This is a genomic window from Verrucomicrobiia bacterium, assembly GCA_036268055.1.
Taxonomy (GTDB): domain Bacteria; phylum Verrucomicrobiota; class Verrucomicrobiia; order Limisphaerales; family Pedosphaeraceae; genus DATAUW01.
This window is the reverse complement of record DATAUW010000005.1, coordinates 24,864-42,231: the sequence shown is the minus strand read 5'-3', so window position 1 is coordinate 42,231 and position 17,368 is coordinate 24,864. Positions and strand designations below refer to the sequence as shown.

14 protein-coding genes are annotated in these 17,368 nt (G+C 55.4%); 9 read left to right on the top strand and 5 right to left on the bottom strand.

Annotated features, from left to right (window positions below; genetic code table 11):
* Window positions 1-281: 281 nt before the first annotated feature.
* The 5 genes from VH413_02265 (at window position 282) to recA (ending at window position 6,899) form a co-directional block, all read left to right on the top strand.
* A complete protein-coding gene (locus VH413_02265) occupies window positions 282-2,453 on the top strand; it encodes a hypothetical protein (GenBank protein HEX3797499.1) in 2,172 nt (723 codons plus the stop codon).
* Between the two features lie 46 nt (window positions 2,454-2,499).
* On the top strand, window positions 2,500-3,291 hold the full coding sequence (locus VH413_02260; protein ID HEX3797498.1) for a DUF1559 domain-containing protein: 792 nt from the start codon (window positions 2,500-2,502) through the stop codon (window positions 3,289-3,291).
* A 27-nt stretch (window positions 3,292-3,318) separates the two neighbouring features.
* Entirely contained in the window at window positions 3,319-4,245 is a 927-nt protein-coding gene (locus VH413_02255; GenBank protein ID HEX3797497.1) for a J domain-containing protein, read from the top strand.
* A gap of 134 nt (window positions 4,246-4,379) precedes the next feature.
* On the top strand, window positions 4,380-5,501 hold the full coding sequence (locus VH413_02250) for a formylglycine-generating enzyme family protein (protein HEX3797496.1): 1,122 nt from the start codon (window positions 4,380-4,382) through the stop codon (window positions 5,499-5,501).
* A 282-nt stretch (window positions 5,502-5,783) separates the two neighbouring features.
* The gene (gene recA / locus VH413_02245; GenBank protein ID HEX3797495.1) at window positions 5,784-6,899 is read left to right on the top strand and encodes a recombinase RecA; all 1,116 of its coding nucleotides are present in this window, start codon (window positions 5,784-5,786) and stop codon (window positions 6,897-6,899) included.
* A gap of 69 nt (window positions 6,900-6,968) precedes the next feature.
* Here the strand turns inward: recA and ribH are convergent, their stop codons facing one another.
* The 4 genes from ribH to VH413_02225 form a co-directional block, all read right to left on the bottom strand.
* Window positions 6,969-7,439 (bottom strand): 6,7-dimethyl-8-ribityllumazine synthase, encoded by a 471-nt coding sequence (ribH, locus tag VH413_02240; protein ID HEX3797494.1) that lies wholly within the window; start codon window positions 7,437-7,439, stop codon window positions 6,969-6,971.
* Between the two features lie 22 nt (window positions 7,440-7,461).
* Entirely contained in the window at window positions 7,462-7,824 is a 363-nt protein-coding gene (locus tag VH413_02235) for a VOC family protein (GenBank protein HEX3797493.1), read from the bottom strand.
* An 8-nt stretch (window positions 7,825-7,832) separates the two neighbouring features.
* Window positions 7,833-9,032, bottom strand: coding sequence for a bifunctional 3,4-dihydroxy-2-butanone-4-phosphate synthase/GTP cyclohydrolase II (locus VH413_02230; protein HEX3797492.1), 1,200 nt, complete (start codon window positions 9,030-9,032; stop codon window positions 7,833-7,835).
* Between the two features lie 82 nt (window positions 9,033-9,114).
* On the bottom strand, window positions 9,115-10,257 hold the full coding sequence (locus tag VH413_02225; protein HEX3797491.1) for a PQQ-binding-like beta-propeller repeat protein: 1,143 nt from the start codon (window positions 10,255-10,257) through the stop codon (window positions 9,115-9,117).
* A gap of 154 nt (window positions 10,258-10,411) precedes the next feature.
* On the opposite strand from VH413_02225, the gene VH413_02220 reads away from it, so the two are divergent.
* Both VH413_02220 and VH413_02215 read left to right on the top strand, forming a co-directional pair.
* The gene (locus VH413_02220) at window positions 10,412-11,584 is read left to right on the top strand and encodes a glycosyltransferase family 4 protein (protein ID HEX3797490.1); all 1,173 of its coding nucleotides are present in this window, start codon (window positions 10,412-10,414) and stop codon (window positions 11,582-11,584) included.
* 96 nt (window positions 11,585-11,680) lie between these two features.
* A complete protein-coding gene (locus tag VH413_02215; protein HEX3797489.1) occupies window positions 11,681-12,832 on the top strand; it encodes a glycosyltransferase family 4 protein in 1,152 nt (383 codons plus the stop codon).
* Window positions 12,833-12,847: 15 nt separating this feature from the next.
* On the opposite strand, the gene VH413_02210 is transcribed toward VH413_02215, so the two are convergent.
* Window positions 12,848-13,846, bottom strand: a complete 999-nt coding sequence (locus VH413_02210; GenBank protein HEX3797488.1) for a glycosyltransferase family 4 protein — start codon at window positions 13,844-13,846, stop codon at window positions 12,848-12,850.
* A gap of 437 nt (window positions 13,847-14,283) precedes the next feature.
* Here VH413_02210 and VH413_02205 point away from each other — a divergent pair, with 437 nt between their 5' ends.
* Together VH413_02205 and VH413_02200 are read left to right on the top strand one after the other, a co-directional pair.
* Window positions 14,284-15,852, top strand: a complete 1,569-nt coding sequence (locus VH413_02205) for a pitrilysin family protein (GenBank protein HEX3797487.1) — start codon at window positions 14,284-14,286, stop codon at window positions 15,850-15,852.
* Window positions 15,849-17,366 (top strand): pitrilysin family protein, encoded by a 1,518-nt coding sequence (locus tag VH413_02200; GenBank protein HEX3797486.1) that lies wholly within the window; start codon window positions 15,849-15,851, stop codon window positions 17,364-17,366. Before VH413_02205 ends, VH413_02200 begins: the two co-directional genes overlap by 4 nt.
* The last annotated feature ends 2 nt before the right edge of the window (window positions 17,367-17,368 follow it).

Here is a 17,368-nt window from a genome sequence, read left to right as displayed (position 1 = left end):
ACATGGTCACAAATTCACTTGCGCAGGTTTAAACCGTTCTCCAAGATTTTTGGCATGCCGACGTTTTCATTTCATTTTGCCGGGCAAAAGCCACCGGCATTATGCAATGGCTATGCAGCATCGCTGCGGCGGCACGCGCTCTAATATTTCCATTTACAAATTTTACTTTCACCCGGTTCGCAATGAAAATCCAAGGAAGGCAGGACAACTTGAAAAATAATTGGCAAGGCATTCAAATTCATTTTCGTTCATATTGGCGCGCGGCTATTTTGGTTCTCGTTATGCTGCTGTCATGGGTTGGCGCGGCGACGGCGACGGATATTTATGTGCCAAACTTTTCCTTTGAATCGCAGTTGACGGATTTTGCCGATCCACGCATTGATTCGTGGCAAAAACTCGCGGTGCCGGGCGTGACGAACGCCGAAGATAACGACCAGCTCACCGGACTATTCATCAACTTTCCGGGCACGCCTGATTTCATTGGGAATGCCGATGGCAACCAGATCGGGTTTATCTTTGCGGATCCCGGAGCGGGGATTTTCCAGGATTTTAACAACACGGATTGGTCGAACGGCGTGCCGACGCATGCGTTCAACGCGACGTTCAATCCCGGCAAATCCTACACGCTGACGGTGGGGCTGACGACGAGCATGGAGGAGCCGTTGACGAACGGTTCCACGCTTCAGTTGAGCCTCTACTATCGCGAGGCTTCGAGCAACATGATCACGGTGGCGTCCACTACCGTCACGTATGACACGAATGTGTTCACCGACCTGACGCACTTGCTGGATTTTCATGTCAATGTTCCACCGGTGAGCACCAACGACGCATGGGCCGGGCAGCATATAGGCATTGAAATAGTCGCGACGACTCCGCTGCAAGACATCGGCGGGGTTTGGGACGTGGACAACGTACGCCTGACGGAATTGGTTGGCGTGCCGAACTTTTCCTTTGAATCGCAAGTGACCGATTTCGCGGACTCACGCATTGATTCGTGGCAGAAGCTTGCGGTGCCGGGCGTGACGAATGCCGAAGATAACGACCAACTCACCGGGCTTTTCATCAATCCGCCGGGAACACCGTTGACCATCAATAATGCCGAGGGTAATCAAGTTGGATTTATATTTGCCGATCCCGGCGCGGGCATTTTCCAGGATTTCAACAGCACCGATTGGTCGAACGGCTTGCCGACGCATGCGTTCAATGCCACTTACGTCGTGGGCAAAGCCTACGACCTGACCGTCGGCCTCACTTCAAGCACTGAGTCACCATTGGTTCAGGGTTCCACGCTTCAGTTGAGCCTGTATTATCGCGATGCCTTCAGCAACATGGTCACGGTGGGCGAAACCACGGTGACTTATGACACGAACATTTTCACCAATCTGGATCAATTAATTGATTTCAAAGTGAAGGTGCCGACGGTCAAGGCCACCGATGTGTGGGCGGGACAGAATATCGGCATCAAATTCGCCAGCACGGTCGCGCCAGAGTTGATAGGAGGTGTGTGGGATTTGGATAATGTCCGGTTGAATGAAACGGGCATCCCGAATTTTTCGTTTGAATCGCAGCCGACGGAATTCGTGGATACGCGGATTGATTCGTGGCAGAAATTCGCTGTGCCGGGCGTGACGAACGCCGGAGACGCGGATCAGCTCACGGGTCTTTTCATCAACGCCTCGGGCACGCCGGATTTCATTGATAATGCGGAGGGTAATCAACTGGCATACATTTTTGCGGACCCGGGCGTGGGGTTTTTTCAGGATGTGAATTCGACAGATTGGTTGAATGGCATCCCGACGCATGCGTTCAATCGCAAATTCAAAGTTGGCAAAGCGTACACGCTGACGGTGGGATTGACGACGAGCCAGGAAGAGCAGTTGACGAACGGGTCTTCGATTGAGTTAAGCCTGTATTATCGTGACCTGTCAAATAATGTGGTGACGGTTGCGGCGAACAATGTCACTTACCTTACGAATGTGTTTACGAATGCGACCCATCTGCTCGATTACGAGGTCAACGTGCCGCAGGTGCGCCCGACCGATCCGTGGGCGGGAAAAAATATTGGCATTGCTATCCAGACGACGACCCAGTTGCAGTTTGTTGGCGGCGTGTGGGATTTGGATAATGTGCGGCTGGCGGAGTTCGTGCCGACGTCGCTGGCGCAGCCGACGGAGAAGAGCGGGCAATTCGGATTTACCCTTGTCAGTGACGCGAACCTGGCGTTTGCAATTTTTTCGTCCACGAACCTGACGTCGGCGAATTGGACGAACATCGCGACGGTCATGAGCCAAACCGGCAGCGTTTCTTTCGTTGACACCAACGCGAGCGTGAACGAGCGTTTCTACCTGGTGCGGCAATTAGAGGTGCCGCAGCCGTCGCGGGGAATATCGCCGCCGCTGCCACCGTTGCCGCCAACGCCTGGATCTCGCCCGATCGGGTCTCTTCAGGAATGAGCGCCTCGGCTTGAGTGGCCATTACGGGCGTGGATGAAACTGAGTGATGCAAATAAATGGTTCATGGCGATTGCGCCAGGCGTTCACACTCGTTGAACTGCTCATCGTCATCGCGATCATCGCGATTCTCGCGGCATTATTGCTCCCGGCGCTGGCATCCGCGCGCGAGAAATCCAAGCGGATCGCGTGCGTCTCAAATTTGCGGCAACTGGGACTTGCCATTCATTCGTATGCAAGCGATTGGTCGGGGAGAATTCCGTATGGGCCGACCGCGCCGCCATATACTAATCCGTCAGATTTTTATCCGTCCACCGGCGCGCCGACGAGTTTGATCTCGTTGCAAAATGGCGATCTGGTTGGGCTGGGTTTGCTGCTTAATCCCTACCTGAGTTTTCAGTCGAAGGTTTTGTTTTGCCCGAGCAGCGACCAGCCATTCGATAGCGATGCTGAGCTTGGCAAGGTCGGGCTTTATCAGGCGCAGTCGAGTTATTATTACCGGCACGGTGGAAATACTTTGCTGCACGACACGCCGGCCTTTGTGGATGCGCCAGCGCACCTGCAACTGGACAATCTCGGCGACAACCGCAATGGGTTGCCGATTCGCGCGCTAGCGGTGGACACGATTTTTCTTTGCCCAACGAGCCTTGCCGAATATGGAGTGAAGCCGAGCACGCATCATCACCAGCAATTTGCCGACGTGCTTTTTGCCGATGGCCACGCGGTTGCGCGGCAAAACGCCGATGGGCGTTACACGGTGAATCTCATGGACTACTCGAGCATCCTTGGCGCGTTCGACCGCATCCTTCAAGTGCTTGAACAGGCGGACACGGAGCCGTAACCTGCGCGTTGTTTGGCAGCGGACAACATGAATACGGGGCCGAAAGCGTTGCGGGTGGACCGCGCATTGGGTTTGAACGCGTGGCTGCGGCGGCGGTTGCGCGGCGAGGCGTGGCAGCAATTTCTTGAGGGGGCGGTTTTTTTGGCCTTGGGCATCGGCCTCATGGCCGTGGTTTTCGGCCCCATTCTACTAATTGAATTGAGGGCGTCGGACAAATTCACGCTGGCAGTGGCGGCGAGGACTTTCCTATTTCTCGTATTGCTGATTTTTATGGCGTCGTTAATTAGCTGGTCTCGCCCCAATTATTCTGATGACCGTGCAGACCGTCCGTTGTATTTGATTCTCGCCGAATTTTTTCTTGGCGGACCGGCCCAGTGTGGGCTGGGTATTAATTGCCTGGAAAAAAGCTGGCGGCTGATGCAATGCGACGTGCCGCGCGTCGCGGAGATTTTGCTTTGGCTGTTTGACCGGCGGCACAAATTTCCCATCGAGGAATTGAGCGCCAAACTCAGCGGGCCGGATGCCGTGCGGCTGCTGCCGCAGTTGCGAAATATTTCCGGCGTCATCTGGCTGACGCATCGGCATGGCGTGGTGATGCTATCGCCGGAATTGCGGCGGGAGATAGCCATCGCGCTCAATCGCATTCCCGAGGCGCAGCGTGAGGAAGATCCACCGTGGACGGAACCGCCACCCAAATCGGAACCAAACTTTGACGAGGCTCCTGCGGATTCAGAGAGCGCGGAAAAAATCGCGTGGTATCTCGCGCTGGGTTTGCCGCCGTTCGCGCCGCTTTCGGCGGTGAAAAAGCGCTATCGGCAACTGGCCAAGATTTATCATCCCGACGCGTCCGCCGGGTTGAGGCCGCGCACGAAGATGCCGTCGGACGAGGAGATTAAAAAAATCAATGCGGCGTATGAAAATATTTTGAAGAATTCCAAGCGGGCGCGGATTTGATTCTGATTTTTTACGCCGAAAAAGTTTGCCTTCAGAGGCAACGCGGCAGCGCCACGCTACCACATGGGAGGTGCCGATGTGTCCTTTCCAATTTGCCTGTTGGCTTTTGCGTATCCTGGTGAAATAATTTTTGCGTGAACGAATCGAAACCCAATCCGCGTCTATGGCCGATGATTTTCATCAGCGCCTTTGTGATCGGCGGCATGCTTTGGGTGGTATGGATGCTGCACGCGATCACGCAAACGCGGGAGAATCGCGTGCAGGATTTTTTTGTTCCCATGTCCACGAACATCGCGCCTTGGAAGCCGACGCCGTTCGTCATTCCCACAAATTCGCCGCCGCCCGTGAAACCCGCTACTTCCACCAATGGAATGATCTGGCTGCGCGGCGGGACTTTTTCGATGGGCGCGGAGAACGGCGCGCCGGATGAAATGCCCGTGCATCAGGTTACCGTGAATGGTTTTTGGATAGACCGCACCGAAGTCGTTAATGAGCAGTTTGCGAAATTTGTCGAGGCGACAGGCTATGTGACGGTTGCCGAGCGCGCGCCGAGCGTAAAAGATTTTCCGGATACGGACCCGAAGATGTTAGTTCCAGGCGCGTTAGTTTTCACGGCGCCGGCGGAAGCGGTCTCGTTGGATAATGAACTGGCGTGGTGGCGTTATGTGCCGGGCGCGAACTGGCGGCATCCGCAAGGTCCCGACTCGACTATCGTTGGCCGTGAGAAATTTCCCGTGGTGCAAGTAGCTTGGGATGACGCAGTGGCTTATGCGCGCTGGGCGGGCAAGCGTCTCCCGACCGAAGCCGAATGGGAATATGCCGCGCGCGGTGGATTGGAACGGCAGCCGTATGCGTGGGGCAGTGAAAAAAACCCGCATGGCCAGTGGCAGGCGAATATTTGGCAGGGACATTTTCCCAATCAAAATTCTTCCGATGACGGCTTCGCGGGGCTGGCGCCGGTCGCATCGTTTCCGTCGAACGGTTACGGTCTCTACGATATGTCCGGGAATGTTTGGGAGTGGTGCGCGGATTGGTATCGCCCGGATTATTATGCGCAAAGCCCGGCGCAAAATCCTCCGGGACCGAACAACAGTTTTGATCCGCACGAACCGGGCGCGCAAAAGCGGGTGCAACGCGGTGGTTCGTATTTATGCAGCGATGTTTATTGCACCGGCTATCGCGTGAGCGCGCGGATGAAATGCACGCCGGACACCGGCTTGTCCAATACGGGTTTTCGTTGTGTGATGGATAAGTAGGGAGAAATTTTTTTGCGCTCCGAGAAAAAATTGTCTTGGACAGTCATTGTCCAACGCACCCTGAGAGGATGCGCTCATGAAAAAGATGAATCGCCCTTGTGGGACCATGCAACCGAAAACCGCTGGCGCGACGCTTTCGCCGCGCCATTGCCCGCTTGGCCGCGCGGCATTTACGTCTCGCCGCAAAAGAAAAATCCAACCGGCGATTGACTAACGTCAGCAGCCGATTAATCTCATCAAACCTGTTTATCAGAAAATAATTTCCAAAATATAATTCAATCTATGCCGCCAAAAACCGCTGAAAAATCCGCTGAAAAAACTTCCGAAAAAACCGCCGCGAAGGCCGCGCCCGACACGCGGGTGGGCGAGAATGGCCGCCTGGTGGTGTCCGCCACGCGCCAGCGCGATCTCGATGCCGCTATCTCCACCATCACCAAGACTTACGGCGATGGAAGCATCATGCGGCTGGGCGACGCACGCGCGAAGGTGGGCATCGAAGTGATTCCGACGGGCGCGCTGGGACTGGACCTCGCGTTGGGCGTGGGCGGTTTGCCGCGCGGCCGCGTGGTGGAAATTTTTGGGCCAGAATCTTCCGGAAAAACGACGCTCATGTTGCACGTGATCGCCAACGCGCAAAAGATGGGTGGCCTCGCGGCGTTCATTGACGCGGAGCACGCGCTGGATCCGGCTTATGCGAAGAAGCTCGGGGTGAATCTCGACGACTTGCTGGTTTCGCAACCGGACAGCGGCGAAGAGGCTTTGACGATTTGCGAAACTCTGGCGCGCTCGAATGCGCTGGATGTTATCGTGGTTGACTCGGTTGCAGCGCTAGTGCCGAAAGCGGAATTGGAAGGCGAGATGGGCATGGCGACGATGGGCATGCAGGCGCGTTTGATGAGCCAGGCATTGCGCAAGCTCACGGCGATTTTGAACAAGTCGAAGACGACCTGCATTTTCACGAACCAGTTGCGCGAGAAAGTCGGCGTGATGTTCGGCAATCCTGAGACGACGCCGGGCGGCAAGGCGTTGAAGTTTTATGCAAGCGTGCGTTTGGATATTCGCCGCAAGGAAACGCTAAAGGATGCGGCTGGCCATGCGACGGGCAATCATGTCAAGGTGAAGGTGGTGAAAAATAAGGTCGCGCCGCCGTTCGCGGAAACGGAGTTCGACATCATCTACAATCACGGCATCAACAAGGAAGGCAGCATCCTGGACGTGGGCATCGAAATCGGCGCGGTGGACAAGAAAGGCGCGTGGCTGCAATTCGAGGGTGAGCTAATCGGGCAGGGCAAAGATGCGGCGCAAAAAGCGCTGGCGGAAAAACCGGAATTGGCGAAGAAGATCGTGGAGGCGATTTTGGCCAAACGGAATGCGCCACCGGTCGCTGCGGCGGCCTGATTGCGGCTAACAAATTAAATTCCACGACTTGCGGCCGGCATTTTTGCCGGCCGTTTGTCCGTACGAAGTTTAGTCCAGCGAGCGCATTACCCGCGCCATTTCAAGCGCGGTTTGCGCGGCCTCGGTGCCGCGATTGAATTTTTTGTCGAGGCAACGCGCGCGCGCCTGTTCCTCGTTTTCCAGGAGCAATACTTCGTGGATGACGGGCACTTCGTCGCGCAGTTGGATTTCCATTAACGCATGGCTGACGGCAGTGCCGATATGCTCGGCATGGACGGTTTGACCACGCAGAATCACGCCGAGGCAAATGATTGCGGAAAGTTCGCGGCTTTGAGTGCGCGCAAGTTTCGAGGCGACGACGGGAATTTCGTAAGCTCCCGGCACGCGGACGATTTGGATTTTTGCCGCGCCGGCACGCTTTAATTCCGCTTGTGCCGAGCGGAGCATCGCGCCGACGTAACGGTCGTTGTAGAGCGAAGCGACGATGACAAAGTTGCCGCCCGAAATTTTTATTTTTTTTCCACCCACTACAGTCAGCATAAATTTATTTCCGTCGAAACGATTACTTTGCGCACAACTCGATCACGTGGCCGTCCGGGTCTTCGAAAAAAATCTGACCTGCGCCGTCAGGGCGTAATTTGCGCAGATATTTCGTGAAGCCGATATGTTTGAAATGGTTTTCCCACGGGTCGAGATTTTCCGCACGCAACGCGAAATGATTTCCCTGCCGATGAGAAATCACGGATTGCGAACGGCCGCCGATCAGGTGCAACTCGTGATGCTCGCCAAGCCGAAACCAGGCGCCGGGAAAATCGAACGCCGGGCGCGGCAGCGATTGTAACTGCATCACCTCACGGTAAAATTTGCAACTGGCATCGAGGTCTTTCACGTGCAGCGCGACGTGGTCCAGTTCAAAGATTTTCATGCGTTAATTTACAACAGGTGGCCAAGCTTATCGCGCTTGGTTTTGAGATATTTTGCGTTGTGTTTGTTCGGCCGGATTTTGATCGGCACCTGCTCGACGATCTCCATGCCGTAACCTTCCAGGCCGACGACTTTTTTTGGATTGTTCGTCAGCAGGCGGATGTGTTTGATGCCGAGGTCGGCGAGGATTTGCGCACCGAGACCGTATTCGCGCAGATCCATACCGTAGCCCAGTTTTTTGTTGGCTTCGACAGTGTCATAACCTTGTTCCTGCAATTTATACGCGCGAATCTTCGGTGCGAGCCCGATGCCGCGACCTTCCTGCCGCATATAAACGACCACGCCGCGGCCCGATTCGGCGACCATGCGCATGGCGTGATGAAGTTGCGGTCCGCAATCGCAGCGGCACGAGCCAAAGACATCGCCGGTGAGACATTCGCTATGGACGCGCACCAGAACATCTTTTTGTCCGGCGACTTCGCCATGCACGAGCGCGATGTGGTGTTCGCCGTCCACCTTCGAGCGATATAAATGCAAATCGAATTCGCCGTGTTCGGTCGGCATTTTCACCGTCTCAACTCGTTCGACTAATTTCTCGCGTTCGCGGCGGTACTTGATCAACGCCTCGATGCTGCAAATCTTCAGCTTGTGTTTCCGCGCGAATTTAATCAACTGCGGCAGGCGCGCCATCGTGCCGTCGTCATTCATGATTTCGCACAACACACCGACCGGGCGGCAGCCGGCGAGTTGAACCAGATCTACGACGGCTTCCGTATGGCCGGAGCGTTGCAGGACGCCGCCGGGTTTTGCGCGCAAGGGAAACACGTGGCCGGGTTGTACGAGATCGGTGGGGAGCGCGGTGGGGTCCGCCATGATTTGAATCGTGCGTGCGCGGTCGGCGGCGCTGATGCCAGTGGTGACGCCGGCGGCGGCATCCACGCTAACCTGAAAATCAGTTTTGAAGCTCTCGCGATTCTTCGCGACCATTTGCTCGATGCCCAACTGCTTGAGGCGTTCGGAAGTGGCGGGCACGCAAATCAAACCGCGCCCGAAGCGCGCCATGAAATTGATCGTTTTGGCGGTAGCGCATTCGGCGGCCATGATGAGGTCGCCTTCGTTTTCGCGGTCTTCGTCATCCACCACGATCGCTATGCGGCCTTTGCGCAAGTCCGCGATGACCGATTCAATAGAGTTGAGCCACTTCGTCATAAGTGCTGCAAAGTAACCGCAGGGAGAGGAAATTCAACAAAATCCTCGATTTGAAACGATGCCTTGGACGCTGGAGCGAAAACTAATCCAGGTCGGCGCGTCCGGTTTGTTTGGGGCCACCGCGAAATTTTGGCCAGCCGGTTTTGGCGGGTTTTATATTTTGTTTGAGCGCGTGGAAATAATAAGCGCCGACATAAATAGTGCCGTCTTCAGAAATCACGGGGGAACTTTTTGCTTCGCCATTCAGGCTGATATAGCTTTTATTGATTCCGTCGGGAGTGAAACCATACAGGACTCCGGCGCCCTCGTTTATACCACAGAAAAAAATCATTCCATCGGCGGCAATCGTGGCGGCGCCATAAATCGTGGGATGGCCGAAGTCCCATTTCTTTTTACCGGTGCTGCTGATTCCCCAAAACATATTATTTACACCGAGGTAAATATTTCCGTCGCCATCGAGAACTGGGGAAGGGGTTTCGATTCCACCCGTCCACAAGCTCCACTTTTTGGAACCATCGGGATTCAGTGCGTAAAGATTTCCGTCCGTCGAGGTGAAATAAATATTTCCGGCGACGTCCAAGGCGGGTGATGAAAGGATTGCGCCGCCGGTAGGGAATTTCCATCGCGTGCTGCCATCGGGATTCAGCGCGTAGAAAATCCGGTCGTGCGATCCAAAATAAATCGTGCCATCTTTGGCGATAGCGGCGGAGGACTCGATGGGACCGCCAGTCGCAAGCATCCATTTTTTGGTTCCGTCGGGATTCAACGCGTAGAAGTTCGTATCCCAACCGCCGAAATAAATGGTGCCGTCCTTGGCGATGGCAGCCGAGGCGTCAACCCATGAGCCGGTTTCAAACGACCATTTTTTTTCGCCAGCGGGATTCAGCGCGTACAACCGGCGGTCGCGGCTGCCAAAATAAATTGTGCCATCGTCACCAATCGCGGGCGAGGACTTGATGTCGGAACTGGTTTTGAACATCCATTTTCTTTTGCCTGAGTGCGTGAAGGCGGCGAGTTTGCCACCCGACATATCGGAAAAGCCGATGTAACCACTGGCCGAGACGTAAATCGTTCCGTCGCTCGCAATGGCGGGGGAGGAGTCCACTTCCTGCCCGATGAAGGCTTCCCAAATTTGCGAGGGAATGTCGTCTGCCCGAGACGCGAGCGCGACCAGAACCGACGCAAGAACAAATATGTAAAGGGTATTTCGATTCCCTGATCTCATAAAAAAATCGCTGCCAGTTCCGACAGTGGGTAAAGGTAATCATATTCGATGCGCAGCGGTAAAGATATTAAGCTTTTTTCCACCGGAAGCAGCGGTTAGTTTTTTGCCTTATCGCAGAACCAATCAAGAATGGTTCTGCGGTGGCCATTGATTCATGCCCGAGAGAAAAAAAATTGCCCTGTGCCTCGAATACCCGATCGCGTTCCGCGGCGGGGTGAGCGTGCTGGTGGAAACTTTATTGGAGGGGTTGCATGAAAATTATGACCTCATACTTGTTTCGCCCGACAAGGTGGAAGATGTGCAAAAACATCCGCTGGCAAAAATAATTTCCGCTCAAATTATATGGAATCCAAGGGAGGTTTCGCCGCGAAACTCGCGAGCCCTTGCCGAGAACTTGTCGCGACATGGATGCCAGCTTGCGCATTTCCATTCGGGTGGCAATTACGGCTGGGGCAACCGTTTTCCCGGACATAGCCCAATTCCTTTCGTAAACAAATTGGGCATACCGGTTTTTTCGACGACGCATCTGGTGGTAAGCTTGCTCTTCGGTTATTGCGGGCCGCAAAAACCGCTGTGGTTCAAGCTCGCCATGCTGCCGCTGGCGTGGGCGGGCAAGATGCAATTTCTCGCGAACGTGCAACGGGAGATCGCGGTATCGCAGCATGACTTGAAAAAGTTGCAAAAGTGGTACGCGCCGGTGCGCAGAAAATTTTCGCAGATATATCATTCGCGTTTGCGGGCACAATCGCAGCCACCTGAGCCGCCGGCGCGCGAGCCGATTATTTTAAATGTGGGACACATTGCCTGGCGCAAAGGGCAACCGGTTTTGGTGGAAGCGTTCGCAGAAATTGCGGCACAATTTCCTGAATGGAAACTGTGGCTCACGGGGGATGTGCTGGAAGAATCTGCGGCGGAAAAAATCCGGGAGATTTCCAAAAGACCGGGATTGTCGGACCGCATCGTATTGCTGGGCGCACGCACAGACGCGATGGAGTTGATGCGCCGCGCCGGCGTTTACGCGCAGCCTTCAAATGAGGAAGCGCTGGGGCTGGCGTTGCAGGAGGCTTTGTTCGTGGGTTGCCCGGCGATCGGCACGCGCGTGGGCGGCATTCCTGAATTGATTGAGCATGAACGGACGGGGTTGTTGGTGAATAAAGGCGACGCTGGCGGCATGGCGCGCGCGCTGGCGCGGCTGATGTCGAATCCGGGACTGCGCGCGGAATATGGCAGGCGCGGGGCGGCGTCTATTTTGGACAAGGGCATGACGGTGGAACAAATGGTGGCACGCCATGTTGAGTTGTACGAAAAAGCATTTCGACGTTCGTAGAAAAAGATTTGGCGAAGCGCGGGATGAAGGCTTTCGCGCGGGGGTTTTAACTTTATTTGCTTAACTCGGCGCGGTGCGCTTGTTAGGTTGCAGGAGATGAAGATTGCCCTGGTGACGACCGACAATCGCGAACATTTTCACAGTTATGCGGAAACGGTTCCGCATTTTGGCGCGGCGCCCGAAGCTCTGATGCAGGGTTTTGCGGGGCTGCGCGATTTGGAAATGCACGTGGTTTCCTGCACGCAGAAGCCGATGAAGTCGCCGGAGAAACTTGCGGACAACATTTTTTTTCACAGTTTATACGTGCCAAAAATCGGATGGATGCGGACGTCGTATCAGGGTTGCGTTCGCGCGGTGCGCCGCAAATTGAAAGCCATCAAGCCGGACCTTGTGCACGGTCAGGGGACGGAGCGCGAATGTTCCATCAGCACGGTTTTCTCAAAGTTCCCGAACGTGGTGACGATTCACGGCAATATGGCGGAACTGGCGCGGCTGTTCAAAGCGCCGCTGGCGAGCTTCGGCTGGCTGGCCGCACAACTGGAGAATGTGACGTTAAAACGCGCAGGCGGGGTGTTCTGCAATTCCGCTTACACTGAAAGCCTTGTAGCGCCGCGCGCCGCAAAAACGTGGCGGGTGGCAAATCCCATCCGCGAATATTTTTTTGACGCGCCGCGCCGCGCCGCGCGAACGGACAAGTGCGTGGTTATCAATGTGGGCGTGGTGACGGAACGCAAACGGCAGATGGACTTGCTACAGGTGGCGCGGCGATTGCATGAACAGGGGCTCAATATTGAATTCCAATTCGTGGGCAGCGCGCATCCGAAGAACGAGTATGCGGTCAAGTTTTTGGAACAGATTCGTGAGGCGGAAACGGCGGGTTATGCGAAATATCTCGGCACAAAATCCACTGCGGAACTGGTCGCGATGTTCGACGAAGCGCACGGGCTCGTGCATTTCCCCAATGAAGAGGCGTTTGGCCTGGTCGTCGCGGAGGCGCTGGCGCGGGAGTTGGCATTTTTCGGCGCGCGGCTGGGGGGAATCATTGATATCAGCGAAGGAATTCCCGGCGCGAAATTATTTGACGGCGAGGATTGGGATGGTTTGACGGCGGGCATGGCCGAATGGGTGCGAAAAGGTTTTCCCAAATCGAGCGGCGCGCTGGAAACGATGAAGGAGCGTTATCATCCCAAGGTCATCGCGCAACGGCATGTGGAAATTTATCGTGAAGTGCTGGGGCGCAGCGCGTGAATTAAACCGGGCGTTTTAGCGGAGCACGGATTCATACACCGCGCGAAATTCGTGGGCGACTTCGGTCCAGGATTTGGGCTTAGCCGGTTTCGGACGTGACGGAGCTTCGTCGTAAAATTTCTTCAGCAGCGGAGCGATCTGGGCGGGTGAGGAATCCGCCGGGCAATACGCGGCCTGTTCGTGGAAGACATCGCGAGCCCAGGGGAGGTCGCTCAGGAACAACGGGCACTCACAAGCGGCGGCTTCCTCGGAAGAGAGGCTGCGCGTTTCCATCGTGCTCAAAAGAACGAAGCCGCGGGCGGCGCGATAAATTTTTGCGAGCGCGCCGCGGTCGCTGACGGGGCCTTCGTAACGGATGAATTTTGGATTCTGTTTGGCGAAGGTAAGGAATTGTTGTGCGTAAGGATCATTTTCGCCGTAGGGTTTGCCGATGATCCAGAGCGGAGTTTGCGCGGTGGCGGCGGCTTGGGCGAGTTCGAGCACGCGTTTGCGTCCAGCGATGGTGGCAGTGCATACGAGCCATTCGCCGCGCTCGACGGGGGCGCTACGCAGAAAAACTTCCTCGACGCCGTTGGGCACGATGTGGATTTTTTCCAGCGGCACGCCGAAATTATCGTGCATCAAATATTTTTCCCACGCGGTATTAGCGATCAACGCGTCGGCTGAGCGATAGGCATCCCATTTATAAGCGGCGGCGAGGCCGGGCAACGCTTTGATGCCGGCGCTGGTGACGATTTTTTGCACACGCCGCTTCCACGCGGCGCGCGATCCAAGGCCGGTGAGGAGATGTAGCATCACGATCTTGATGCCTTTTTGATGGGCGAAATCTATATAGGCGCCGCTGGGGCGTCCGTAAAAATGGATGACGTCGGCGCGTTGGGAAGGATCCCACCAGCGCAAAAATTCAGTGTCAACGCCGATGGCGTCGAGGGCGGCTTTGGTCTGCTCGATCTGGATTTGCAGGCCGCCGTGCATCAGCAGAAACGGGTTCTGATGGTCTATGAGAACCTTCATGAAGGTTCACGGTATCGCCTGCGTGTGCGATGGGCAATGAGTTTTGGTTGAGCGGGGATTGAACCGCGGAGATACGGAGACGCGGAGAGGGGGGTGCGGGCAGTTGTTTTTTGGTTTGACGCAGAGGCGCAGAGAGAAGAAAGGGAGTGGTTAGGGGGCGGAACATACGCGTTTTTCGTGTGTGCTGACGGAGCGTCTCGACCGTCAGTTTGATTTAGGTAATTATTGATAGAGAGAGATGAATAAAGGGGTGGTCGGCGGGACGCCGGCCACTGCACGCGGGACGCGTGCGATCCCCCAGGACTTCGTGCTTGGAGGGGTGGCGCGCAATTTTAAGAACGGTGAGGAGATGCACGTTGGAGGGATTTGGTGGTTGATTTTGGATTGCGCTTGAACGGTGTTGGATTAATCTATCTTTCAAACCGATGATAACTCATATGTTTGAAAGCTCTTCCCGACTCACATCACGCGGCAGGCGCTGGCTGGTTGTCGCCGGCCTGCTTCAAGCGGCTTTTCTTTTGCCGCTGCACGCGCAAAAAGTTCCGGTCACGGAAAAAATTCTCTCGAACGGCATGAAGCTGTTGCTGGTCGAGCGGCATGACGAACCTTCGCTGGCGGGCGGCTGGGTGGCGCATGTGGGTTCGTCGAACGAGCGCGAAGGCATCACAGGCATTGCGCATTTGTTCGAGCATATGATGTTCAAGGGGACGGAAACCATCGGCACGACGGATTATAAAAAGGACCTGGAAATTCTTGCCGAACAGGAACAGGTGCGGGACCAGATGCGCGTGGAGGAAGCAAAGATGCGCGCGGAGTATCGCCGGGGCGAGATTGACGATTTGATGAAGCCGGAAAATAAGACGCCGCGCTGGAATGAGCTTAATAAAAAGTTCAATGAACTGGTGCAGGAGGAGCGCAAGGTTTTGGTCAAAAATGAATTCGACCAAATTTACAGCGCGAATGGAGCTTCGGGCATGAACGCCTTCACGATGGAAGACATGACGGCGTATTTCGTGAGCGTGCCGGCGAACAAGCTTGAGCTTTGGATGTGGATGGAGTCGGAGCGCATTCGCAAGCCGATTTTCCGCGAATTTTACGCGGAGCGCGACGTGGTGTTTGAAGAGCGCCGCATGCGCACGGATTCAACGCCGCTGGGAAAATTTGAAGAGGAAGCCAATTCGATGACATGGGAATCGGCATCGTATCATTGGCCGGTGATCGGGTGGCCGTCGGATATTTCATCCATCTCGAAGGCGCAGGCGGACGAGTTTTATTCCATTTATTATTCGCCGCAAAATATCACGCTGATTTTGGTGGGAGATTTTAAGACTGACGAAGCGGTTCAACTGGCGGAGAAATATTTCGAGCGCATTCCAGCGGGACGGAAGAATCCGCCGGATGTGATCACGATCGAGGTGAAGCAACTTGCGGAGAAGCGCATGTATGCCGAGGCCGAGGCGAATCCACAAGTGGATATAGAATGGCATGCGGTTCCTTTCGGACACAAGGATGAGCCGGCCTTGCGGGTGCTGGCGCAGTTGCTTTCGACGCGGACGGGGCGGCTTTATAAGGGGCTGGTGCTGGGCTCAAAAGTGGCGACTTCGGTGGAAGCCGGACCGGACGCGAAGAAATGGGCGGGACTTTTTGATATCAGCGGTGAAGCCGCGGAAGGCAAAACACCTGAGGACGTGGAACACGGGATTTATGACGAACTGGACAAATTGAAACAGACTCCGGTGCCGCCGGAGGAATTGCAGAAGGTGAAGAACGAATTCGCGGCAGGTGAATACCGAAAGCTGTCGGGTAACATGGCCATTCTCTACCAGTTGATCCATAGCGAGGGCGAGGGCGATTGGCGGGAGATAAATGACGAGGGGCCGAAAATCCAGGCGGTGACGGCGGAAGACGTGCAGCGGGTGGTGAAAAAATATTTTACGAAAGAAAATCGAGTGGTGAGCATTTTCACAAGAAAAGCGGGCGCGGCAAAAGAGGAGGAAGCGAAATGAGAACCTTGCGTTTTACTTCCATTTTGGCGGCGGCGATGGCGATGGTCACATTGATTTCGCAGGCACAATCGCCCAGTCAGGACGGCATCGTGCGTCGGCCGGAGGAATTGAAATATCCACCGCTGGTTTATGAGCCGCCTTCGCCATCGTTCTATCGCGTTGAATTAAAAAGCGGCCCGATCGCGTACGTGGTGCCCGACCGCACGCTGCCGCTGGTGAACATTTCTGTGCTGGTGCGCGTGGGCACTTATCTTGAGCCGGCCGGCAAGGAAGGACTGGCCGGGTTGACGGGTTACCTGCTGGTGCGCGGCGGGACGAAGGCGAAGTCGGCGGAGGAGTTGGAGGAGCGGCTTGCGTTTCTGGCGGCGCAGTTGAACTCAGGCGTAGGCGAAACGCAGGGGTCGGTGAATTTGAATTTGCTCACCAAGGACCTGGATGAGGGGCTGGGTCTGTTGCGCGACGTGCTGACGACGCCGCGGTTTCAGGATGACAAAATCGCGCTGCGCAAACAGCAGATTTTGCTGGACATGAAACAGCGCAATGACGATTCGGAAGGCATCGAAGGGCGCGAATATGGATTCCTGGCGAATGGCGACGACTTCTTTGAGAACCATTATTCGACCGAGGCCTCGATCAACAGCATCACGCGCGAAGACATCGAAGCGTTTCACAAAAAATGGTTTCATCCCGACAATTTTATTTTGGCGGTGAGCGGTGATTTTGACCGCGCCGAGATGACCAAAAAACTGGAAACGCTGTTTGCGGATTGGCCGTTCAAGGGCGAGAAGCCGGGACCGATTCCGACGAACACGGTGCTGGCATCGCCTGGGGTATATATTGTGGATAAAGACGTGAACCAGGGGCGCGTGTCCATTCTTTTGCCGGGCATCATGCGGCAAGACCCGGATTATTACGCGGTGCAGGTGATGAATGATATTCTTGGCGGCGGCGGATTCACTTCGCGCATCATGAGCAGCGTGCGTTCGGACGAAGGGCTGGCGTATTCGGCTTATTCGAGTTTTCCCGGCGGCATTTATTCTCCGTCGCGGTTCACGGCGGGTTATCAGTCCAAGTCGCGCACGGTGACTTATGCGGCCTCGATCGTATTGCAGCAGATGAAAAAACTGGCGGAAGCGCCGCCGAGCGATCTGGAATTGAACACCTCCAAGCACGGTTACATTGACCGGTTTCCGCATAACTTCGCGACGAAGGCGCAAGTGGCTTCGATTTTCGCGCAGGACGAATTCACCGGCCGTTACGCGCGTGACCCGGAATATTTCCGCAATTATCGCCGGCACATCGAGGCGGTCACGAAAGATGACGTGGAACGCGTGGCGAAAAAATACCTGACGCCGGACAAGGCGGTGATTTTGATTGTGGGCAACAAGGCCGACATTTCCATGAAGCTGCCGGATCATCCGATGACGCTGCAGGAGTTGACGAGCGGGCCGGTGAAGGAATTGCCGTTGCGCGATCCGATGACGATGAAGCCGATGGCGACGCCGGCAAAATAATT